Below are 22,394 nucleotides of genomic sequence, written 5' to 3' on the forward strand. Positions count from 1 at the left end.
GTCCGCTGCCGCAGGGGCCCTTGATCTACGCGTTGCTTAGGTTAGCCTTCCCTTAATTTTCATTCAGGGGGAGGTCTTTTCCATGGCACCGGTCATGTCCCGCCGTCGACTGCTCACCGCGGGCGGCGTCCTTGCGCTCGGCCCGATACTCGCCGCCTGCGGCGGGGGTGAGAGCGCCGACAACGAGTCGGGTGGGGCCGGCGGCGAACGCTGGTCGTTCAAGGACGACCGAGGGCGCACGGTCACCCTCGACAAGGCGCCGGAAACCCTCGTCGCCTTCGTCAGCACCGCCGCAGCGCTGTACGACTACGGCGTGGAGTGCGACGGCGTCTTCGGGCCCACCCGGCCCGTCGACGGCAAGCCCAATCCGCAGGCCGGCGACATGGACGTGTCGAAGCTGACGAGTCTCGGCACAGAGTGGGGGCAGTTCAACGTCGAGAAGTACGCCGCGCTCCAGCCCGACCTGCTGATCAGCAACATGTTTCCGGCGCCCGACCTCTGGTACGTCCCGCAGGAGAGCCGCAAGAAGATCGAGGCGCTCGCCCCGAGCGTCGGCATCGGCGTCGCCCGCACCTCCCTGCTCGACCCGCTCAAGCGCACCGCCGAACTGGCCGAGGCGCTCGGCGCCGACCTGGACGCGAAGAAGGCGGCCGATGGCAGGGCCCGCTTCGACAAGGCGGTCGAGACCCTGCGCAAGGCTGCTGCGGCGAACAAGGGGCTGAAGGTCATGGCCATCACCGGCGACGCCGAGCAGTTCTATGTCGCGGTCCCCGACTCCTACTGCGACCTGAACTACTTCAAGGACCTCGGCGTGGAGTTCGTCGAGGGGAAGAAGTCCGACGAGTGGGGCTTCTGGGAGTTCCTGAGCTGGGAGAACACCGACAAGTACCATGCGGACCTCATCATGGTCGACAATCGCTCCTCCGCCATGAGCGCCGAGCAGCTCGCCGCGAAGTCGACCTGGCGGCAGCTGCCCGCGGTCAAGGCGGGCCAGACCGTGCCCTGGGCCATGGAGGAGCGCTACAGCTACGCCGGGTACGCGCCGGTCCTCGAACGGCTCGCGGACGCCGTGCGGAAGGCGAAGAAACTGTCCGCATGACGGGCCGTAGACGGGCCGATGACGAGCTGCAGACCAGGCGTTGAATCAGCCATCCATCGGACGGTTGACTTTCGGCTGGCCGAGCCAGAGCATTGCGGGGGTGAGCCACTTCGAGTACGACTCCCTCGGGTCGACCACCGCACTCCCCGTCGACCTGGACGAAGCCGCCCACCGCTGTCTCGTCGCCGGGTTCGACGGGGCCGCGAGCGTGCCGGACACCCTCAAGGAACTCATCGACCGGGGTCTCGGCGGGGTCATCCTGTTCACCCGCAACGTCCGTGACGCGGGGCAGGTGCGCCGCCTCACGGACGAGCTGCGGGCCATCCGCCCCGACCTCCTCGTCGCCATCGACAACGAGGGCGGCGGCATCGGCCACCTGGTCGCCGCCGGCGCCCCCGAGGTCCCCGGCTCCTACGCCCTCGGCGTCGTCGACGACCCGAACCTCACCGCCCGCTGCGCCGACGCACTGGCCGGGCACCTGGCCACCCTCGGCATCAGCGCCTCCTACGCCCCGGTGGCCGACCTCCAGCACCGGCCGGACAACCCGATCGTGCGCACCCGCTCCTTCGGCGCCGACCCCGAACTCGCCGCCCGCCATCTGCTCGCCTGGATCACCGCCACCGAGGCCCGCGGCATAGCCTCCTGCGCCAAGCACTTCCCCGGCCACGGCGGCACCGTCACCGACAGCCACCACGGCATGGCCGTCGACCCGCGGCCGTACGACCAACTGCTCGCCGACCTCGAACCGTTCCGCGCGGCCGTCGCCGCGGGTGTGCCGATGCTGATGAGCGCCCATGTCATTTTCCCGGCGCTCGACCCCAATCGCCCCGCCACCCTCAGCCGCCGCGTCCTGGGCGACCTGCTGCGCCACGACCTCGGCTTCGACGGCGTCCTCGTCAGCGACGCGCTGGAGATGAGGGCGATCGCCGACCAGTACGGCGAGGCGGCCGGCGCGCGCATCGCGCTTGCCGCCGGGGCCGACCAGGTCATCGTCGCCGTAGCGGATCTGGACGTCACGCTGGCCTGCCGGGACGCGGTGCTCGACGCGCTGCGGACCGGTGTGCTGGCGCAGGAGCGGATCGAGGAGGCGGCAGGACGGGTGCGGCGGCTCGCCGAGCGCTATGCCGCCCCGCCCGCCGACGTCGCCGACTGGGACGCCGAGGCCGGTCTCACCGCCGCGCGTCGCGCCGTACGGAGCCGGGGCGTACCGCCCGCCGTGCGCGGCGCCCATGTCGTCGACCTGTTCCCGTCGCCGTATCCCGCGCTCAACTGGGGCGGCGAGGACCTGCTCACCGAGGTGCGTGCCGTCGACCCCACGGCGACGGGGACGGCGGTGACGGGGGAGTGCACGGACCCGGACGCCCTCGTCGAGGGCATCGTGGGCCGCTGCGGCTCCGCTCCGCTGGTCGTGGCCACCTGCGACGCCGGCCTGCATCCCTGGCAGGCGCGGCTGCGTGACACCCTGTCGGCCCGGCGGCCGGACGCGGTCCTGGTCGACACGGGACTGCCCGAGGGCGGTGCGCTGTGCTCGTACGGGCGGGGGCGGGTGAACCTGCGGGCGGTCGCCGAGGTGCTGGCGGGCACCTGAGCGACCGGCCCACGGCGCTCAGGACGGCCGTACGACCTCCTTGATCCCCCGCGCCGCCAGGTACTCCGCGTCCTGCGCCCGCCCTGCCAGGACCACCGCCGGACGGACCCCCTCCGCGCGCAGCCGCATCCACGCTTCGAAGTACGCGCCGCCCGGCCCGGACACCGACCGGGTGGCGGGAGTGCAGTCCAGGATCAGGGCCGTGTCGCGCGGCCGGACGGAGTGCGGCTCGGCCACCGTCTCGGCGAAGGCCTCGGCGATGGGCTTCGGGCGGCCGGAGGAGTCGAACAGGCCCAGCGTGTACTCCAGTTCCGGGAAGTCGGCCAGCGACCGGTCCACGTCGTGGGAGCACCACCAGGTCACGCCCCACAGCCCCGCGCACTCGGCCGCGTTCCGTACGGTGGCGCGCGCGAAGTCCGGGGCGTCGGCGGCCGGGATGTGCGGTTCGGGTGCGCCCGTCTCCTGGACCCAGACGGGGCGGGCGGGGTCGGTGGCGTAGGCCTTGGCCAACTCGGTGCCGTACTCGGCGAGATGCCGGACCTGCGGGGAGCGGGGGCCGTAGCGGCGGGCGCAGTCGCCGGAGAACACCCAGGGGTGGACGGTGGTCAGGTCGCCCTTGCGGGCGGAGGCCTCGGGGGTGAAGGGGTGGTCGTCGCCGTACCAGGCGGCGTCGTACGCGGAGTGCGTGACCAGGCCGCCGTGCTCGCCGAGTCCGTCCCGGGCGGCGGCCAGCAGGGTGTCGAGGTAGTGGTCGACCTCGTCCGCCGTCACCGGGTTGTGCTCGACCAGGTTGTTGAGCTCGTTGCCGAGCTGGAGGCCGAGCAGGTGGGGGCGGCCCGCGAGGGCGCGGCCGAGGGTGCGCAGGAGGTCGGCCTGGGCGGCGATGGCCTCAGGGTCGGTGAACACGTTGCGGTGGTGCCAGCTGCGGGTCCACTCCGGGTAGAAGTCGAAGCTCGACAGATGGCCCTGCACGCCGTCCACCAGGACGTCCAGACCGGCCTCGCCGGCCAGGTCGACGAGGTGCGCCAGCTGGTCGACGGCGGCGGTGCGCACGAGGGTGCGGTTCGGCTGGAGCAGTGGCCAGAGGTGGAAGACACGGACGTGGTCGAGACCGAGCCCGGCTATCGCGTCCAGGTCGGCACGCGCGCGTGCCGGGTCGAAGTCGTGCCAGGAGTGGAACCAGCCGTGGCGGGGCGTGTAGTTGACGCCGAAGCGGAGCGGGTGGATGGGATCCTCCTCGGGCCGGATCTGCTCTGGCCTTGGCCGCCGTCTGTCTCTTGGCCGCCATCTGTCTCTTGTCTGCCGCGAATGTATCAACCACCATGGGCAACGATGAATAGTGATTTGAACCAAACCTCGGCGTACGTCGTCGGCCTGGATGCCGGAGGCACCCGCACGCGCGCCCTCCTGGCGCCCGCGCACGACGGCGACCCGGAGGGCGAGGGCGTCGGCGGTCCGGGCAACGCCCTCACCGTGCCCGGCCACGACCTCACCGAGCACCTCGCCGAGGCCCTCGCGCACGCCGTGCCGGAAGGGCTGCGCGGCCGGGTCGTGGCCGTGGCGGGCGGGTTCGCCGGCGCCTCGCGGACCGCTCCGGACGAGCCGGGCCGGGTCAAGGCGCATGCCGCGCTCACCGTCGCGCTGAGCCGGCTGGGCATCGACGCCGACTCGGTCGAGATCCACAGCGACATCGAGGCCGGGTTCGCCTCCGCGCCCGGACATCCCGCCGACGGCCTCGCCCTGGTGGCCGGCACCGGCGCGGTCGCGGCCCGCATCACCGCACGTGCGTGCACCACGACCGCCGGCGGCGACGGCTGGCTGCTCGGCGACGACGGCGGCGGCTTCTGGATCGGGCGCGAGGCGGTGCGGGTGGCGCTGCGCATGGCCGACGGGCGGGGTGCGCCGACGGCGCTGGCCGCGTCCGTGGGGCGGGCGCTGGGGGTGCCGGGCGACGTACTGCCGGGCGATGTTCCGGGGCCGTACGGCGAAGGTCGGCCGTACGCCGCAGGTCACTGGACGCGGGCCCGGCGTGAGGCCTACCGCATGCATCTGCTCCCCGCCGTCATGGGACGACCGCCGGTCGCACTCGCCGAGTTCGCGCCGCTGGTCGCCGAGGCCGCCCGGCATCAGGACGCCGTCGCCGCGGGCATCCTCGGCACGGCCGCCGACCACCTCACCGGCTATGTCCGCGCCCTCGAACCCCGGCCGGGCGAGCGGGTCGTCGCCACAGGGGGCTTGCTCGGCCCCGACGGGCCGCTCACGGAGCCGCTCACCGCCCGGCTGGCGCCGCTCGGACTCACCCTCGACTGGGTGGCGGACGGCTCTCAAGGCGCGGTGGCTCTCGCGCGCCTCGCCCTCTGAACGCACGAACCGCCCTCAAGAACGCGCAAGAAAGGGACCGGCCGCATGCCGACTCCGGACCACGCGGCCATGCCCCTCGCCGCCGACCGCCCCCGCTACCTCGACCCCGCCGCCCCCGTCGACGCCCGAGTCCGCGACCTGCTCTCCCGCATGACCCTGCGGGAGAAGGTCGGCCAGCTCAACCAGCGCATGTACGGCTGGAACGCCTACCGCCGCACCCCCGACGGCGGCTTCGCACTCACCGACGCCCTGTACGCCGAGACCGACCGCTTCGAGGGACTCGGCGCCCTCTACGGGCTCCAGCGCGCCGACGCCTGGTCCGGCGTCGACCACGGCGGCGGACCCGGTGCCGAGGACGCCGCGGCGCTCGCCGACCTGGTGCAGCGGCATGTCGTCGAACGCAGCCGGCTGGGCATCCCGGCACTGTTCGTCGAGGAGATGCCGCACGGGCTCATGGCCCTCGACGGCACCGTCCTCCCGGTCAATCTGGCCGTCGGCGCCACCTGGGACCCGGAGCTGTACGAGCGCGCCGCCGCCCACGCCGCCGCCGAACTGCGTGCCCGGGGCGGTCATGTCGCCCTGGTCTCGGCGCTCGACATCGCCCGCGACCCGCGCTGGGGCCGTACGGAGGAGTGCTTCGGCGAGGACCCGTACCTGGCCGCCCGGCTGACGGAGGCCGTGGTCCGCGGCATGCAGGGCACGGGGGAGTACTTCGCCCTCGACAAGGCGCCCGTCGTCCTCAAGCACTTCGCCGGCCAGGGCGCCACCGTCGGCGGCCGTAACTCCGCCGAGTCCGAGCTGGGCCTGAGAGAACTGCACGAGATCCACATCCCCGCGGCCCGCGCCGGAATACGCGCCGGGGCCGCCGCCGTCATGTCCGCGTACAACGAGGTCGACGGGATGCCCTGCTCCGGCAACCGCGCGCTGCTCACCGAACTCCTCAGGGGGCACTGGGGGTTCGAGGGGCTGGTCATGGCGGACGGACTGGCCGTGGACCGGCTGGCGCGCATCACGGGGGACAAGGCCTCCGCGGGAGCCCTCGCGCTCAACTCCGGTGTGGATCTGAGCCTTTGGGACGAGGGCTTCACGCGTCTGGAGGAGGCCTGCGAACGAGGGCTGGTGACCGGAGAGGCACTCGACACCGCCGTCGCCCGCGTCCTGCGCCTCAAGTTCCGCCTCGGGCTCTTCGACCGGCGTCACTCGACGCCCCCGCCGACCGGAGGCAGGGACATCAGCACCGCACTCGCCCGCGCCTCCGTCACGTTGCTCCGCAACGACGGAAGCCTTCCCGTGCGGGCCGCGACCGTCTCCCGCCTGGCCGTCATCGGTCCCCAGTCCGCGACCGCCGCACACCAGTCGGGCGACTACACGGCTCCGCAACGCCCCGGCACCGGAGTGAGCGTGCTCGACGGTCTACGGCGGCTCGCCCCGCCCGGCGTCGGCATCCGTCACGCCCCCGGCTGCGCCCTCACCGGCGACGACCTCTCCGGCATCCCCGAGGCGGTCGCCGCGGCCGCCGCCTCCGATCTGGCCGTGCTGGTGCTGGGCGGCAGCAGCGCCCGTACGCCCGACACGGAGTTCGACGCCAACGGGGCCGCGCGGACCGCCGTTTCGCACATGACGTGCGGTGAGGGCGCCGACCTGGCCGGGCTGGGGCTGGGCCGCGCCCAGTACGCGCTCCTGGCCGCCGTGGTCGCGACGGGCACACCGACGGCCGTCGTCCTGATCCAGGGCCGCCCGCACGTCCTGCCCGACACCGGGGCCGCCGTGCTCACCGCCTGGTACCCCGGCCCGTGGGGCGGCGAGGCGATCGCCGAGGTGCTGCTCGGGCTCACCGAACCCGTCGGCCGGCTGCCGGTCTCGGTGCCGCGCTCCGCCGCCCAGCTCCCCGTCTACTACAACCACAAGGACACGGAGTACGGCGGCTACGTCGACGAAAGCGCCGAGCCGCGGTACTCCTTCGGGCACGGGCTGTCGTACACCACCTTTGAGTTCGGCCCGCCCCGGCTGTCCGGGCGCGACGTCGAGGCCGACATCACCAACACGGGCCCCCGTCACGGCCGTTCCGTCGCCCAGCTCTATCTGCGCCGACTGCGGACCCCCATGTGGCCGCGCACCCTAGAGCTGTGCGGTTTCCAGGCCGTCGACCTGGCGCCGGGCGAGACCCGCACGGTCACGTTCCCGGCCGGCGCCGTCCCGCCCGGCACAGTCGTCGAGTTCCGCGTCGCCGAATCGGCGGGGGCGGCACTGGCCGCCGTACCGACTCAGAGCTTCACGGCACCCGACGAGACCCCCTTGTAGAACCAGCGCTGCGTGATGACGAACAGAATCAGCACCGGAATCACCGAGATCACCGAACCCGCCATCACCAGCCGCTGGTCGTACCCGAACGACGACGTCTGCAGCCGGGCCAGACCCAGCGTCAGCGTGAAGTGCTCCTCGGAGCGCAGCACGATCAGCGGCCAGAGGAAGTCGTCCCAGGCGCTGATGAAGGTGTTGATGGTGACGACCAGGATCGCGCCGTACGCGGAGGGCAGGTACAGATGGCGGAATCGCTTCCACTCGCCCGCGCCGTCCAGCATCGCCGCGTCCTCGATCTCGCGCGGTACGGCGAGGAACGCGGCCCGCATGATGAGGACGTTGATGGCGGCGACGAAGCCGGGCAGCCAGACGCCGACGAGGTTGTCGACCAGGCCCAGGTCCCGGACGCTCAGGAAGAGCGACACCATGATCGACTCGAACGGGAACATCATGGACGCCATCAGCACCACCCACACCAGCTTGCGGCCCTTCCAGCCGGGCTTGGAGAGCATGTAGCCGGCCATGGTGGAGAAGACCAGCTGGCTGGTGATGGAGATGACCGCGATGAACAGGCTGTTCCTGATGTACGTCCACACCGGGACCTGGTCGAAGACCTCCTTGTAGGCCCGCAGGGTGGGGTGGTGCGGGATGAGGGAGGCGCCCGCGCCGAAGACGTCCTCGGTGGGGCCCTTGAGTGACGACAGCACCTGCCACATCAGGGGGCCCACGGTGATGAACAGGACGAACACCAACAGCAGGTAGCGGACGACGAGTTCGCGCGGGCGGCCGTAGTCCCGCCAGCGGGGCATCAGACGCCGGTTCTTCTCGACGGCCGTGGTCATCCCTCGTCCTCCTTCGTCAGGCGCTGGGCGAGCAGCGTGAGGCCCAGGGTCAGGGCGAACAGGGCGACGCTGACCGCCGCGCCGTAGCCGGCGTTGCCGGTGAGGGGGTCGAGGCCGACGTCCCGGATGTAGAAGGGGAGCGTGCGGTCTGCGCCGCCGGGGCCGCCGGTCGCGCCGCCGAGCATGTAGATCTCGGTGAAGACGCGCAGCGAGCCGATGCCGGTGAGGGTGCCGACCAGCATCATCGAGGTGCGTACGCCGGGCACGGTGATGTGCCAGAAGCGGCGGATCGCGCCGGCGCCGTCCACCGCCGCCGCCTCGTGCAGCTCCTTGGGAACGTTCCCGAGCGCGGCGAGGTAGAAGATCATGTACCAGCCGAGGCCCTTCCACAGCGTCAGGCCCATCGCCGACAGCAGGATCAGCCATGAGTCGGACAGGAAGGGGATGGCGTCGCGGATGATGTGCGCCTTCTCCAGCCAGGTGTTGACCAGACCCTGGTCGCTCAGCAGCCACTGCCAGCTCAGGCCCACGACCACGCTGGAGGCGAGGACCGGGGTGTAGAAGGCGGAGCGGAAGAAGCCGATGCCCGGGAGGTTCCGCTCGACCAGGATCGCGAGCAGCAGGGGCAGCAGGACCATCAGCGGGACGACGATCACCGCGTACAGGATGCTGTTGCGGGTCGCCAGCCAGAAGTCCGAATCCCCCAGCATCCGGGTGTAGTTGTCCAGGCCCACCATGTCGTACGCGCCGCCGAGCGGCTTGGCGTCGGTGAAGGACACCAGGAGGGTGTTGAGGAACGGAAACACCCCGAAGACCGTCGTGCCGACGATCGCCGGGAGCATCCACAGCCAGGGCAGCCACCAGCGGCGGTAGAGCGCCGCGCCCCCCGCGTCCGCGGTCGGGCCGGGGACCACGGAGCGCAGGACGCGGCGCAGGCGCCCCGGCGGTTCGGGTACGGAGCCGGGGCGGGGGGCGCCCGATCCCAGGGGAGTCGGAGCGGGCGCCTTGCCCACGGTGTGCTGAGCCATCGTCAGCCTGCCTGCTCGATCAGCTCGTTGGCCTTGGACTGGGCGTCCTTGAGGGCGTCCGCCGCGCTCTTCTTGCCCTGCATGGCCAGCTGGATCTGGGCCGAGATGGCGTTCAACTCGCCCGGTGTGAGGGCGACTTCGTCCGCCGTCGCGGTCTTGCGGTCACTGGCGACGATCTTCCGGGCCTCGGCGAAGGGGTCCGTGCCCTTGACCGACTGGAAGAACGGGTCGTCCAGGGAGGCCGTGGTCGACGGGAAGATCACCACGTTCGGGTCCTTCGCCCACTCCAGCTGGTTCTGCGCGTTGGTCAGGAACTGCGCGAAGGAGAGGGCGGTCGTCGCGTTCTTGCTGGTGGAGGCGGTGCCTATGTACTGCGGGGCGCCGACGGTGTGGCCGAGGTCGTCCAGCATGAAGCGGGCGACGCCGGTCTTCTTGTACACGGTCGGGTTGTTCTGCTGGATGAACCGCAGGAAGTTGGGGTTGGTGGGGCCGTAGACCAGCTTGGCCTGGCCGTAGACGTTGGCCGGGTCCTGGGTGGAGGAGAGGGAGTCCCGGGGCATTCCGCCGGCCTTGTACAGCTTGGTCATGGCCTCGACCCACTGCACGGTCTTCTGGTCGTCGGCGAAGGTGAACGACTTGCCGTCGGCGGAGAAGATCTGGATGCCCATCTGCTGCCAGTCGGCCGGGATGCGCAGCTGCGGGTTGGCGAGGAAGGCGTAGTACTTGCCGTCCGAGGCCTTGGCCACCTTCTCGGCGTCCTCGAAGAGGCCGAGGACGGTCGTCGGAGGTTTGGCCGGGTCCAGGCCCGCCTTCTTCATCAGCTCGGTGTTGAAGGTCTGCACGATGCCGCCGGAGTACCAGGGCAGTACGGAGTGAACCTTGGTGCCGGAGGCGTCCGCGTACAGGCTCGACTTCCACAGCGCGGGGACGAACGGCTTGCCCGCGTCCGGCGCCTTCTTGTCCAGGTCCAGCAGATAGCCGTTCTTGGTGAGCGCGATCGCCGTGTTGACGTTGATGTTGACCACGTCCGGCAGGGTGCAGCCCTGTGCGTCGGCGACCAGGCGCTGGGTGAAGGTGGCGTCGCCCGGGTCGTCGATCCACTTCACCTTCGCGTCCGGGTGCTCCTTCTCGAAGGCGGCGATGACGCCGTTGAAGTAGTCGCCGAAGTCTTTCTTCAGGTTGGTCGTCTGGAAGGTGATGGTGCCCTTGACGTCCCCGGAGAGCGCACCGGATCCGACGTTCGCCTTGTCCACCTTGCAGCCGCCGGCGGTGGCGTCGCCGTCGTCGGAGCCGCCGGAGAGGCCGCAGCCGGCGGCTGCGAGCGCCAGGGCGAGGAAACATGCCAGGGATCCGGGAAGTCTGCTTGCGCGCATGGGGTGCCCTCCTGCGGCCGACCGAGCCGACGGGTTCGCTGGTTCAAATCACCAACTTGGACTCTGATTGATGAAAAGGTGGACCAGAATTCATCGGAGGTCAATGGGTTGCCGTGTTGCTTTTCGGGTTCGGTCAGTGCCGGTGCTCGTGGTCGTGATGGGTCGGGTCGCCCGGGTGCTCGTGCCCGGGGGCGTACTCGACGCCGCTCCGTGCCTGGTCCAGCCAGCCGAAGAACGCCCAACGGCCCGCCGCCTGCCGCAGCTCGCGCTCGATGCCGTCGCGGGTCTGTTCGTACGGCAGGAAGTCCGTCGGCCCGGCCGACGTGCCGTAGGGGTCGACGCCTTGCCTGAGGGCCTGAGGGGTCAGGAAGCGGTCCCGGTTGCGCTCGTAGTAGTCCCGTACGGCCTCTTCGGGGATGTGCTGTTCGGACTCCAGCGTGGTGAGGAGCAGGCGTGCGGCGGGGGAGTGGGCGAGGGCTGCGGCGACGATGCTGCCGAGGTCTGCGACGTCGCGCTCCGCGGGGAGTGCCGGGGGGTGTAGTCGTTCGTCTGCGGCGCCGTTGTGGCTGGTCGCGCCCACGCGGCGGAGCCGCCTATCGACACCGCCCGCGCCCCTTAGGGGCGTTGCCGAACCGCCGTCGCGTAGTCCGCGTTCCGCGCAGGCCCGCAGGGCGAGTTCGTCGATCACCACCACCTGTGTCGCCCACCGCCGCCGCTGCCGCTCTGCCCGTGCGAGCGCCTCGGGGCGGGCCGCGCGGTCGGGGGGCGGTACGGCCGTCAGGAGGGCGTCGACACGGGCCTTTGCGACGGCTCGGCCGTGGACCATGGCCGCGTGATCCGGACCTGAGGCGTGCTCCCTCACGACGTCACCTCCAGCTCCACAGCCGCCGTATACGCCACGCACCCGTGCCAGCCCACCTTCGCCATCAGCCAGTACGAACCCGGTGGCACCGCCCCGCCGTCCACCTCGATCGCGCACTCCAGCCGCTCCCCGCCTGCCACGGTGAAGCCCTGGCAGCCCGGCGTCACACCCGCCCAGGTCCCCCACGAGGAGACAGCCCAGAGCGAGCCGCTCACCGGGCCCCGGGTCGGGTTGCGCAGGGTCACAGGGACCCGGGCCCGCTCGCCCCGGCGCACGGTGACCCGACCGACTCCCAGCTCTGTGACCAGCGTTGGACCCCTGTGCCCGTCCCCCACATCCAGCGCCACGACGTCTTCGTACGTCTGCCCGCCATACGTCAGCCGGGCGGCGAGCCAGTGCCGCCCGGGCTCGGCCCCGTCCGGCGGTGTCACCGTGGCCTCGGTGAGCGTGAACCCGCCCGGTCCCAGCGCGTACGGCAGCTCCGCCGGCTCGACGGACCAGCCGGGCGGGGCGTGCAGGGTCACCGTGCCCGACACCGGGACGTCGGTCAGTTCCGAGCTGATCCGGACCGTCGCCGGGACGGGGGCGTCGGCGACGGTGAGGGTGGTGGGCGAGATGTAGACCGCTACCGGCATGTTGCCGCGTGGGGCGGGGCCGGAGTTGTGGAGCCAGTAGCGGGTGGGGACGGGCTGGGCCGGTTCGTGGGCGGCGATGCCGGGGCCGGGTGAGGGCTCCGTTTCGGCGGCCGTGGCGAGCAGGGTCGTCACCTCGAAGCCGGTCAGGTCGAGTTCGAGTGCCCCCGCGTCGCCGGGTGCAAGCGGCTCACCCCGCCGCTCCAGTACGTCCGCCCGCGCACCGTCCGTCCACTCCCGAGGCCCAATCACCCGAGCCCGCACCGGCCGCCCGTTCACCTCGTGCACCCGCACGACGACGCCCCGCCCGGGATCGACCGCCGCCACACTCCCGCGCGCCAGCGGTGACCCCACCGGCTTGAGCGCGTCGAGCAGCACCTCCCCGGCGGGATCGAGGCCCAACAGCACGGCCTTCCTGGGCAGTACGGCATCCTCCGCGGCCGTCTGACGCAACCGCGCGGTCAGCGGATGGTTGAAGGCATGCCCGGCCTGTGGCAGTCGCAGCTCGCGCCAGTCGCCCGCGCCCGCGACCACGGCGTACTCGAAGGTGTGGGACCAGCGCTGGAGCTGGAACGCGGATCCGTCGGGCGCCGTGCGACGGGGCGGGTCGACCCAGATGCCGGAGGGCCAGCCCGTGCAGGAACGCATCAGGGACATGTAGAGGTCGCCCGACGAGGTCACCACACAGCCCGGCGTCCCCCGGTTCAGGACCGCGAAGCTGCGGCCGTCCCACGCGTCGCCGGGCGGCAACGCCTCCCCGCTGCCCGCCGCCGTGGCCCGCAGTACCGCGTCGTCCAGATCGGCGATCAGCGCGTCCACGGCCTTGGCGTCGTCCTCGGGCCGGGCGCCCGCCACCACGAGCAGCGGCAGTCGCTCCAGGTCGCGCAGGTCGGCGCCGGGCACCCACTCCTCCCGCAGCGAGGCGCGCGGCGCGACCCAGACGGCGGCCACGCCCCGCTCGGTGAGCTGTCGGCGCAGTTCGCGCCCGGCCGCGGGGTCCCAGCCGAGGGCCTCGGCGACCAGCGAGTTGCGCTCCGGCGCGCCGACCGCGATCCGGATGTCGGGCAGGTTGGAGTCGACCTCCAGGTCGCCGTAGCGCGGGCCCCCGGCGATCGTCGAGGTCGCCGTCACGCCCACGCGCACCAGGGCCGCCGCGAGCCCGGTGCCCAGCTCACCGGCCTCGTCCCAGGAGGCGTACACCAACTCGGCGACACCGATCGACCGTTCACCGAGCGGACGGCCGGAGCCGTCGGCGACCGCGACCCGGGCGGTGGACCCCAGCCCGAACCAGGTGTTGGCCGGGTTGTCCAGCGTCCACGGGAACTGCTCGCTGTCCACCTCCACGAACCCGAACCCACGCCCGATCACCGCGTCCGCCACTTCGTGCACCGGCAGCCCGCCGCGCACGTCGGAGGGCCAGCGGACCCGGATGAGGCGGTCGGCGCCGTGGTAGCCGTCGATGGTGGTGGTGAGGTCGAGGCGGTCGACGCCCTTCCAGAGGGTGAGGCGCTGGGTGTAGCGGAAGAGGCCGAGGTCGGCGCGGACGGTGATGCGTGCTCCGGCGGGGGAGTGCTCGACATCGATGTCGGCCGTGACGTCCCGGCTGCGGGCGGCCGTCGTACCGGTCGGTGTGAGGTGCCAGGGGCCCTCGCCGAAGCGCGGGTGCCTCGGGTATTCCTCCTGTACGACCAGCTCGTTGCCGATGTCGCCCGCGCGCAGCAGTTCCCGGCCGTCCTCTGACAGCGCCCGCAGGCTGCTGACGGCTCCTCCGCGCGCGGGGTCGACCGTCACCTCGTAGAACTCGTTGCGGATGGTGGCGCCTTCGGCGCGCGTCCACTCGGCGACGGTTCCCTCCGCGAGCGGGAGCGCCTTGAGGCCCATGCCGGGCACTTCCGGGACGACGACACGGAGCTCGCCGTCCTCCCGTACGGCGGGCAGCGGCAGTCCGGTGTCGTCGAGCGGGACGAGCCCCGGGTCCTCGACCGCCAGCACGTCGCGCCGCTCCCAGGTCGCCGCGTTGAAGACCACCAAATCCGGTGTGCCGCCGGGAAGCTGGGCGACCCTGCCCGCGAGGGCGTCGGTCGCGTCGGCGTGCACGGTTTCGGCGAGGTCGTACAACTCCCGCCAGCCGGTGAGCAGATCGATGTAGACCTGGTCCGACTCCGAGCCGGTGATGGCGTCGTGATGGGCGCCGTAGATCAGCTGCCGCCAGGCCTTGTCGAGCGCCGCGTCCGGGTAGGGGTGCCCGGTGAGCAGCGAGGCGAGCGTCGCCCAGGCCTCCGCGTCGGCGAGCAGCGTCTCGCCGTGGCGCTGGGCCTGCTTGGTGTCGATGTAGGAGACGTCCTTGCCGGTGTAGATCGGGTTCATGTCCCGTGTCTGCGGGGACGCCTTGCGGCCCTCCGACTCAAGCTCCGACCGCACGGCCGCGAAGAAGTCCCTCGGGATGCCGCTGACGAAGCGCGGCCAGACGTAGCGGGCGTTCCAGTCCCGGTGGATGCCCATCACCCAGCGGCACGGCGGCGCGTAGTCACCGCCGACCGGGAGCAGGACGTTACGGGTGAGGGCGACCTGCTTCAGCCCCTTGAAGAGTTTGAGCGCGGCCGCCTCCGCCTCCGGGAGGGTGGGCGCGTTGTCGATCGCCCAGCCGGCGCCGTAGTGGTTGACCATGTAGGCGGTCAGGATCCCGCGCCCCGAGGGGGCGATCCAGTCGAACTCCGCCGGGAACTGCATCCGGTTCGGATCCCGCGGCTCCTCGCCGAACACGGAGAGGGTCGGCCCCCACTGGTGGAAGGGCCCGCGCGCCCAGGAACTGGAGCTGACCCCCGCGTCCGCCATCAGCCCCGGGAACTGCGGATCGTGCCCGAACGCGTCCAGCTGCCAGGCCGTCTCCGGGGACGCCCCGATGATGCCGCGCTGGAAGCCGTCGCCGTACAGCGCGTTGCGTACGGTCGCCTCTGCGCCGGTGAGGTTGGTGTTGGGCTCGTTGTAGGTGCCGCCCATGATCTCGACGCGACCGGTGCGGATCAGCTGGCGCAGGAAGGCGCGCTCCTCCGGGAAGGCGTCCCAGTAGGGCTTGAGGTAGTCGACCTCCGCGAGCACGAAGGTGTACGCCGGGTCGCGCCGCGCCAGATCGCAGTGGGCCCGCACCAGGCTCATCCCGGACTGGCCGCGCGAGTCGAAGGTGCGGGCGGGCAGTCCGGTGGTGGCGGGGTCGTCGGCGACGTCCCAGGTCTCGGTGTAGGCGCCCTGGGTGTTCCACCAGACCGGGTCGTAGTGGAAGTGGCTGACCATGAACATGGTCCAGCCGGGCTCGGCGGCCGTGAACGGGGCGGAGTGCTCCGCGGTGTGCGCCGGGTCGTCGGCGTCCGTGGCCGTGACCCTGACGTGCGTACGGTCACCGGGGGCGAGGTCGGTCGTGACCGGTATCTCGGCGCGTACGGTGCCGTCGTCTCCCGTGGTCGCCTCGGCGCTGCCGTGGACCCCCGGCCCCTCGACGGTGAGGCGGACCGTCCGGCCGGGGACGTGCCCGATCTCGGCACTCACCACCTGGAGCGGATCGTCCTCGGTACCGACGAACAGTTCGGTCGACTCGACAGAGATGACGCGCATGGGGCTCCTACGAGTGCTCGTGGGGAGCCCCATCCTGGCACCGAGGAGATGGTTCAAACAACCATCTGTATGTTTCCTCGGTGGTTCATCCATGCAGTCCCGGCCGGACTGAACCGTCTGGACAGGCTCAGCGCGCCCGGCGCGACTTCACCGCGTGCTGCGGTGTGATGTGGTCGGTCAGCGCCAGCGAGGCGCTCGCCCGCTGGTAGGACACCTGGCCGACCCGGACGTAGAGGCAGTCGACGATCATCAGGACGGAGTGCCGGCCGCCGATGCTGCCGGTGCGGAAGCTGGTCTCCGAGGTGGACGAGATGAGCCGGATATCGGCGGCCTTGGCCAGGGGAGAGCGCGGGTCGGTGGTGATGGCGATGGTGGTGGCGCCCCGCTCCTTGGCCATCTCGAACGGTTCGAGGGTCTCGCGGGTGGCGCCGGAGTGGGAGATGCCGATGGCCACGTCGGCGGGGGTGAGCAGGGCCGCCGAGGTGGCCGCGCCGTGCACCTCGGTCCAGCCGCGGACCTGGCAGCCGATGCGGAACAGCCGCGTCTCCGTCTCCTGGGCCACCGCGCCGCTGCCGCCCACGCCGTAGACGTCGATGCGGCGGGCGCGGGCCAGGGCTTGGGCCGCCCGCTCCAGCGCGTCCAGGTCGATCCGTTCGATGGTCTGCTGGATCGCGCGCAGATCCGCGCTGCCGACCACCTGGACGACCCGCTCAAGACTGTCGTCGGGCGAGATGTCCGGGCCGATCTCGGCGGTGCCCCAGTCGGAGACCTCGCCACGGCCGCGCTCCTGGGCCAGCTCGATGAGCAGATGCTGGTAGGAGTCGAGGCCGATGGCCCGGCAGAAGCGGGTCACCGTCGCCTGCGAGGTGCCGGTGCGGCGGCCCAGCTCGGCGGCCGAGCAGTGGGTGACGGCGGCCGGATCCTCCAGGATCAGCTCGCCGACCTTCCGCAGGGAGCCGGCCAGCCGGGGCAGCTCGGTGCGGATCAGTGTGGTGACGTCCGTCGAGGGCATGCAGAGAAGGTATCAGCCACCCTTTGGCGCACAGCTTGAATACCAGGACCGAGGAGTACGGCTCAATGGTCCGCACCGCTTCATTGCTCGTTCCGCTTCATTGCCCGTACCAACCGGTGTGTGATTTATTGATTCATCGATGGGTGAGTACGAGGTGGTTCAATCCACCGGTGGGGAGTGACGCGTGTCCGACGAGTCCGTGAGCGCCCGGCGCTTCGCACGCGAGAGCATGGCCGTCCTCGACCGCCTGACCGAGTCCGCCCGCGACGACGTGACCCGCGCCGCCGAGCTGATCGCCGACTGCGTGCGCGCGGACGGCGTGCTCCAGGCCTTCGGCACCGGCCACTCCCAGGCCATCGTCCTCGAACTCGCCGGCCGGGCCGGCGGGCTGGTGCCGACGAACCGGCTGAGCATCGCCGACCTCGTCCTGTACGGCGGCGACGCGCCGACCGTCCTCGACGATCCGCTCCTGGAACGTCAGGCGGGGGTCGCCGCCCGCATCTACGACCTCGCCGCACCGCGTCCCCAGGACCTCTTCGTCGTGATCTCCAACTCCGGGGTCAACAACGTGATCGTGGAGATGGCCCTGCAGGCCAAGGAACGCGGCCACCGCCTCCTCGCCATCACCTCCCTCTCCCACACCCGCGCCGTCCCCGCCGGCCATCCGAGCGGCAAGAAGCTCGCCGACCTCGCCGACGTCGTCCTCGACAACCGGGCCCCGCGCGGCGACGCACTGCTGGATCTCCCCGAGGGCGGCGCCGTCTGCGCCCTGTCCACGCTGACCGGTGTGATGCTCGTCCAGATGGCCGTGGCCGAGGCCTCCGCCCAGCTCCTCGCCACCGGGGAGCACCCGCCGGTCTACGTCTCCGCCAATGTGCCGGGCGGCTTCGAGGGCAACCTGGAACTGGAGAAGCGGTACGCCGGACGGATCCGGCGCACCGCAAGCTGATCACTCCAGGGGGCTGATCACTCCACGGGTACCGGCGTCAGCGCCACGGCCAGCGGATAGGCCCCTGTCCGCAAGGGCTCCTCGGTCGCGCCCGACGCGGTGTCGACCGGGACCAGGGCGCTTGCGTCGGCCGTGGTGACGTATGCCGTGCCGCCGCTCCAGTCCAGACCGACGTCGAAGGCGGACCGCCCGACCGTCACCTTCGCTCCCGGGGCGCCGCTCACCGTGTCGACGGGCGTGACGTAGTCCCCGGTGCTGGGGCTGACCCACAGCGTCCGGCCGTCCGGCGACAGACCGAGCCCATAGGCCTGACCGGAGACCAGCAGGGTCGGCTCGGTGTCGTTCGTCGCCGTGTCGATCGGAGTCACCGTCGAGCCGCCGGAGTTGGACACGTACACCGTCCTCCCGTCCGGCGCGGCGACGACGTTGAAGGGCCGGGGGCCGACCGGAATGGCCTTCCCGGCGCTCGCGGAGGCGAGGTCGACAGGGCTCACCGTGTTGTCGTGGATGTTGGCCACGTACAGGGTCCTGCCGTCCGGCGTGACCGCCATGTTCTCCGGACCCGAGCCGACCGCGACGGGTGCCCCCGCCTTCAGCGTCTGCGTGTCCACGGGCTGGACCGTGCCGTCCGTGTAGTTGGCGACCCAGAGCGTGCCGCCGTCCGGGGTGAGAGCGAGCCCGGCCGGGACCCGGCCCACGGCGACCGTGGCGGTGACCGTGCTCCGCGCCACGTCGATCACGCTGACCGTGTTCGAGCCCTGGTTGGCGGCGTAGGCGGTGCGCCCGTCCGCGCTGACGACGACCTCGCCGGGGTTGTTGCCGACGGCGATGTCCGTGGTCGTACCGGAGCCGAGGTCGATCGAACTGACCGACGCGCCGCTGAAGTTGGCCGTCAGGGCGCGGGACGTGCCGGTGCCGTCCGTGACCTGGACCGGGATCGCGCGGGTGAGGATGCCGTCACCCGAGACGACGACGGAGTGCACGCCCGGCGCGGTGGCGGTCAGCGTGACGGTGGCCGAGGCGCTGCCCCCGGCCGGGACGGTCACGCTGCCCTCGCTCGGCGAGGCCGTGACCCCGTCGGGCACGTCCAGCCTCCAGGTGACCGTCCTGGCGGACGTGGACCGCTCGTCGGACAGGTCCAGGGTCACCGTCTGCGATGAACCCGGCTTCAGCGAAAGGGAGTTGGGGGTGAAGGCGGCGTCGACACCGGCATCGGGGGCGTTCTCCAGCAGCGTGGTGTAGAGGAACTGGTCCATCACTCCGGGGGACACCTGCTGGGGGATGGCGTCCAGCGCCTTGCGCTCGCCCCTGAGCCGGTTCCAGTACGTCGACACGGCGTCGGCGTCCCCGCGCTTGCCCGCGAGCAGCAGTTCCACGGCCGTCTCGCCCGCGGTGCCGTAGCGGCCGAGCTTGTCCAGCCAGGCCGAGGTCTCCGCGAGGAACCCGGGGTTGTCGAGGCGGGCGCGCAGCTGGGCCGGGGTGGCGGCCATGTCGGTGAAGTGCGACTTCAGCCGCGCAGCCGCCCGATCGAGCCCGCTGTCCTGTTCATAGGCCTTGCGGAAGGCGGCGATGAGGGCGGTGAGGGTGGGGGACTCGGTCGGGTCGAGCTGGGAGGAGTAGTTGTTCTCGGCGAAGATGCGCAGCCACTTGGATGCTCCCGGCCCGGCGAGATCCCGTACGGAGGCGAGGAACGCGGCCCGGGGATCGTAGGCGTCCGGGTTCCAGAGGTACGCGGCCGAGGTGAACAGCGCGATCCGGCTCGCCTCGCCCTGGACCATCGGGTTGGCGGTCACCCCGGTCGCGGCGCTCGCCACGCCCGGCTCGCGGCCCGTGTAGGGGCCCAGCAGGAGGCGGCTGGTGACGTAGTCGTTGACCGGGTAGTTGTCCCAGACCAGGATCGGGTGGCCGTACACCTCACGTGCCTGTGCGACCTGCTCTGCGGTGATGGTCGGCGCGATCACGCCGACGCCGGTCCACTCGACGACCACGGACGGGTCGAGCTTCTCGCGCAGCGCCTTCTTGTACGGCGAGTCGGCGAGGTCGGAGTACTCGGTGGGGACCATCTCCAGGGGCTCCAGGTCCTGGTGCTCGGCGCTGAACTCCCGCCACACCGTGTTGAGCAGATGGGCCTGCGCGGCTCCCGCCGCGCCCCCGCCCGTGCCGAACTCCGCTTCGTCCGCGGCGCAGTTCCACTTGGTGTAGCTGATGTCGTCCAGCGGGATTGCGAAGGAGCGCACGCCGATGGCGTACAGCGAGTCGAACTTGGTGGTGAGCGCCTTGATGTCGGCGGCGGAGGAGTAGCAGACGGAGAGCCCGGGGGAGAGGGCGTAGGTGAAGCGGACGTGGTTGGCGCGGGCCCGGTCGACCAGCTCCTTCAGCTTCGCCAGTTCGGCGGGCGGGTACTCGTCGCGCCAGCGGGCTCGGAGGTAGTCGTCGTCCTTGGGGGAGTAGACGTAGACGTTCTGCTTCGTACGGCCGTAGAAGTCCAGTTGGGCGAGGCGTTCGGCGTGCGACCAGGGGGTGCCGTAGAAGCCCTCGATGACTCCGCGCAGGGCGGCCGTGGGCCAGTCGCGGACGTTCACCGCGGGCACGTGGTTCTTGGTGACGAGCTGGCGCAGGGTCTGGGCCGCGTAGAAGGTGCCGGTGGTGTCGACTCCGGAGAGGGCGACGAGGCCGCGGCCGTGGGAGCGGCCGGAGGCGAGGACATAGCCGCCGGAGGGCAGCCCTGCCGGGGACTTGGCGCCGAGTTGCCCCAACACCCGCCCGGTGGCGGTGTTTTCGGTGGGGCCACCGAGGTAGACCGTGAGGGCGGAGGCGGGTGGCTTCTCGCCCGCGGGCACGGTGACGATGCGTCGGGCGCCGGCGTCGCGCAGGACCGATGTGACGAGGCGCCGGGCGGAGGGGTCGGTGTCCGGGCCGACGACCTCGACGACCTTGTCCGGAACGGTGAGCCGGCCCGGGCCCGTGTGCATGCTCCGGGGCGTCGGCCAGACCTGCGGGGGCGGGGCGGAGGGTTCGGGCGCGGCGCTCGCCGCGGGTGCGGTGAGGCCGAGGGTCAGGAGCAGGGCTGCGGTGGCCGATATGAGCGGTCGGTGTGGATGTCTGACACGAAGGGACGGCAGCAAGGATCCTCCCGGGGTGAATGTATCCACCGGGAGATGCTAGGGATGATGAATGCCTCATTCAATGGCTTCGTTGCGGGTTCGTTGAATGCCTTCGAAGTGGATTCGTTGAGGAGGCAGCCTGCCGCAGGGGGCGCACACTGGAGATATGTGCCGTCGGTGCTCAAGGGGGTGTCGGCATGGCTGCTTCGGAGCGCCCCAGGGTGCGGCTGTGGCGGTGGCGACGCAGTCCGCTGCGGCGGCGCAGTGACCTCGTCGAGGCCTGGGTCGTGTTGTGCGCGTGGGTGTTCGCGCTGGCCGGCGCCCTGTTCGCGGGGGTGGTGGCGGCGGACGCGGTCACCCACTCCGCCGAGGAGCAGCGGGCCAGGAGCCACCAGGTGACAGCCGTACTGGTGAAGGGCACGGAGGCCCCGGGGGCCTCACAGGTCACCACCGACCATCTCGTGTGGGGCACGGTCCGCTGGACCGACCCCGACGGCACGATCCGCACCGACGAGGCACGGGTGCCGCCCAAGACCCACGCGGGCAGCAAGGTCGAGGTGTGGACGGACCGCAACGGTGTGGTCGTCAACGAGCCGCTGTCCGAGACCGAGATCCTGCTGCACGCGATCGCCGGAGGCGTCCTGGCCGCAGGGGCGGCCGGCGGCGTCGTGCTCGGGTTCTCCTGGACGGTACGCCTGGGGCTGGAGCGACGGCGGCTGGAGCAGTGGGCCGCGGAGTGGGAGCGGTTGGACACGCCGTGGGGGTGGAAGACGGGCTGATACGGCGTCCCGCTGGACTCACAGCGCCCCGGCGTCGCTCCGGGGCGCTGTCGCTGTCACTTGACGTCCGCGCTCGGCAGCGCCGACGGGGACGCGGTGTTCAGGTCCTCCAGGCCCTTGGGGATGGCGAGTGTGAGCACCGGCGCACCCGGCTGGGGCGCGGGCGGCGTCATCTGGTCCTTGGGGAGCTTCGGCGGCGTGGTCTGCTGGAAGTTGTTGGCGTCGAAGTTGACCAGCTGCGTCTTCTCCAGGATCGTCATGTGGTCGAGCACGGTGTCGTTCGCCAGATCGGCCAGCTGACGGACCATGCTGTTCTGCGTGGTGCCCCGGATCTTCGCGATGACCGGGAAGATCTGCCCGTGCGTCACCCGCATGATGGCGACACCCGTGGCGTCGAATTCCTTGCCGGTCTTGGAGTCCACGGTCGCCACGAACTGCTGCTGCTGCGGGCTGGCCTGGTTCGGCAGCGTGATGTTCAGCTCGGACGCGAGCTTGCGGCAGGCGAGGTCGAGCCGGGCATGCCCGACGACCAGGTGCTCACCGGCCTCCTTCATCGCCGGGGTGGTCCCACGCTGCATCGCCATCAGGCCCAGCGGGTGCTCCCACAGCCCGGCGGCGCGGACCTTGACGACGAAGTCCCGGTCGGCTTCGGTCAGCGGGCCGTACTGGGTGTTGGCGATGATGCGGTCCTGGTTGGCAGAGGTGGTCTCCACGCCCAGCATGGCGGGGTAGGCGAGGGCGGAGAGGGTGAGGACGAGGGCACCTCCCACGAAGACGGTGCCTACCATGCGGCGCGAGATGGGCATCGTGACTCCTGTCGTGAACGGCCGGTACCCCCTGAGGTACGGATGGATC

Annotated in this window: 15 protein-coding genes; 6 read left to right on the forward strand and 9 right to left on the reverse strand. The window is 71.5% G+C overall.

All coding sequences use genetic code 11. The annotated features are described in order from the left end of the window. Positions 1-82 precede the first annotated feature (82 nt). Both BLU79_RS44335 and BLU79_RS44340 read left to right on the forward strand, forming a co-directional pair. Positions 83-1,099, forward strand: coding sequence for an ABC transporter substrate-binding protein (locus tag BLU79_RS44335; protein ID WP_093911729.1), 1,017 nt, complete (start codon positions 83-85; stop codon positions 1,097-1,099). Between the two features lie 100 nt (positions 1,100-1,199). Next, positions 1,200-2,687 (forward strand): glycoside hydrolase family 3 N-terminal domain-containing protein, encoded by a 1,488-nt coding sequence (locus BLU79_RS44340; protein ID WP_093911730.1) that lies wholly within the window; start codon positions 1,200-1,202, stop codon positions 2,685-2,687. 18 nt (positions 2,688-2,705) lie between these two features. On the opposite strand, the gene BLU79_RS44345 is transcribed toward BLU79_RS44340, so the two are convergent. Beyond that, on the reverse strand, positions 2,706-3,935 hold the full coding sequence (locus BLU79_RS44345) for a glycoside hydrolase 5 family protein (protein WP_093911754.1): 1,230 nt from the start codon (positions 3,933-3,935) through the stop codon (positions 2,706-2,708). 84 nt (positions 3,936-4,019) lie between these two features. On the opposite strand from BLU79_RS44345, the gene BLU79_RS44350 reads away from it, so the two are divergent. Together BLU79_RS44350 and BLU79_RS44355 are read left to right on the forward strand one after the other, a co-directional pair. Beyond that, complete coding sequence (locus BLU79_RS44350) at positions 4,020-5,048, forward strand: BadF/BadG/BcrA/BcrD ATPase family protein (RefSeq protein ID WP_093911731.1); 1,029 nt, start codon at positions 4,020-4,022, stop codon at positions 5,046-5,048. 45 nt (positions 5,049-5,093) lie between these two features. After that, on the forward strand, positions 5,094-7,349 hold the full coding sequence (locus BLU79_RS44355) for a glycoside hydrolase family 3 N-terminal domain-containing protein (RefSeq protein ID WP_093911732.1): 2,256 nt from the start codon (positions 5,094-5,096) through the stop codon (positions 7,347-7,349). On the opposite strand, the gene BLU79_RS44360 is transcribed toward BLU79_RS44355, so the two are convergent. The 6 genes from BLU79_RS44360 to BLU79_RS44385 all read right to left on the reverse strand — a co-directional run bounded on the left by BLU79_RS44360 (position 7,313) and on the right by BLU79_RS44385 (position 16,707). Further along, positions 7,313-8,191, reverse strand: a complete 879-nt coding sequence (locus BLU79_RS44360; RefSeq protein WP_093911733.1) for a carbohydrate ABC transporter permease — start codon at positions 8,189-8,191, stop codon at positions 7,313-7,315. The genes BLU79_RS44355 and BLU79_RS44360 overlap by 37 nt on opposite strands. Beyond that, positions 8,188-9,219: a carbohydrate ABC transporter permease gene (locus BLU79_RS44365; protein ID WP_093911734.1), complete on the reverse strand. Its 1,032-nt coding sequence runs from the start codon at positions 9,217-9,219 to the stop codon at positions 8,188-8,190. Before BLU79_RS44365 ends, BLU79_RS44360 begins: the two co-directional genes overlap by 4 nt. Before the next feature lie 2 nt (positions 9,220-9,221). Next, positions 9,222-10,592 carry an extracellular solute-binding protein gene (locus tag BLU79_RS44370; RefSeq protein WP_177001426.1) on the reverse strand — a complete coding sequence of 457 codons (1,371 nt, stop codon included), beginning with the start codon at positions 10,590-10,592 and terminating at the stop codon, positions 9,222-9,224. A 133-nt stretch (positions 10,593-10,725) separates the two neighbouring features. Further along, positions 10,726-11,418 carry a malonyl CoA-ACP transacylase gene (locus BLU79_RS44375; protein ID WP_093911735.1) on the reverse strand — a complete coding sequence of 231 codons (693 nt, stop codon included), beginning with the start codon at positions 11,416-11,418 and terminating at the stop codon, positions 10,726-10,728. Between the two features lie 32 nt (positions 11,419-11,450). After that, positions 11,451-15,695, reverse strand: coding sequence for a glycoside hydrolase family 38 N-terminal domain-containing protein (locus BLU79_RS44380; RefSeq protein ID WP_093911736.1), 4,245 nt, complete (start codon positions 15,693-15,695; stop codon positions 11,451-11,453). A 127-nt stretch (positions 15,696-15,822) separates the two neighbouring features. Beyond that, a complete protein-coding gene (locus BLU79_RS44385) occupies positions 15,823-16,707 on the reverse strand; it encodes a MurR/RpiR family transcriptional regulator (protein ID WP_093911737.1) in 885 nt (294 codons plus the stop codon). A gap of 184 nt (positions 16,708-16,891) precedes the next feature. Between BLU79_RS44385 and BLU79_RS44390 the strand changes: the two genes are divergently transcribed. Further along, the gene (locus BLU79_RS44390) at positions 16,892-17,656 is read left to right on the forward strand and encodes a sugar isomerase domain-containing protein (RefSeq protein ID WP_093911738.1); all 765 of its coding nucleotides are present in this window, start codon (positions 16,892-16,894) and stop codon (positions 17,654-17,656) included. A 17-nt stretch (positions 17,657-17,673) separates the two neighbouring features. Here BLU79_RS44390 and BLU79_RS44395 read toward each other — a convergent pair whose 3' ends face one another. Next, entirely contained in the window at positions 17,674-20,739 is a 3,066-nt protein-coding gene (locus tag BLU79_RS44395; RefSeq protein ID WP_093911756.1) for a beta-N-acetylglucosaminidase domain-containing protein, read from the reverse strand. 218 nt (positions 20,740-20,957) lie between these two features. On the opposite strand from BLU79_RS44395, the gene BLU79_RS44400 reads away from it, so the two are divergent. Beyond that, positions 20,958-21,539 carry an Rv1733c family protein gene (locus BLU79_RS44400; RefSeq protein ID WP_177001427.1) on the forward strand — a complete coding sequence of 194 codons (582 nt, stop codon included), beginning with the start codon at positions 20,958-20,960 and terminating at the stop codon, positions 21,537-21,539. 56 nt (positions 21,540-21,595) lie between these two features. Here BLU79_RS44400 and BLU79_RS44405 read toward each other — a convergent pair whose 3' ends face one another. After that, positions 21,596-22,345, reverse strand: a complete 750-nt coding sequence (locus BLU79_RS44405) for a DUF4142 domain-containing protein (RefSeq protein ID WP_093911740.1) — start codon at positions 22,343-22,345, stop codon at positions 21,596-21,598. Positions 22,346-22,394: the final 49 nt, after the last annotated feature.

Origin of the sequence: Streptomyces sp. cf386 (genome assembly GCF_900103585.1) — a bacterium.
Lineage (GTDB): Bacteria > Actinomycetota > Actinomycetes > Streptomycetales > Streptomycetaceae > Streptomyces.